Origin of the sequence: Escherichia sp. KCJ4928, from assembly GCF_004352695.1 — a bacterium.
Lineage (GTDB): Bacteria > Pseudomonadota > Gammaproteobacteria > Enterobacterales > Enterobacteriaceae > ECMA0423.
In genome coordinates, this window is record NZ_SJWV01000714.1 from 1 (window position 1) to 296 (window position 296).

The window sequence follows — 296 nt, forward strand, 5'->3', positions numbered from 1 at the left end:
CTGTTCAAAGGTTATAGTCTTTCCAGGGGTCGATATTCCCCGGCAGATGTTCATTCACCCGATCCACGACGGCATCACAGACCTGGTTTTCCAGATCGCGAAGGATTTTGTCCAGGCTGGGGAATTGCGGAAGAGTGATGCTGACGTCCTTAATGCGGGACAGGCAGGACTGCAGGGAGGAGGCGACGTCGTTTTCTCGCTGTGACCATGCCTGGCTGGCTGTGCGCGCCCGCTCCCAGGCGGCTTTGCTGCCGGCTTCTGCGGCAGCACCTGCCCGACAGGTTGCTGCCACGGCA

1 protein-coding gene is annotated in these 296 nt (G+C 59.8%); it reads right to left on the bottom strand.

Annotated features, from left to right (window positions below):
* Window positions 1-4 precede the first annotated feature (4 nt).
* Window positions 5-296 (bottom strand): conjugal transfer protein (locus tag E0D98_RS26395; protein ID WP_131891619.1); only part of this gene is annotated, 292 nt, incomplete at its 5' end.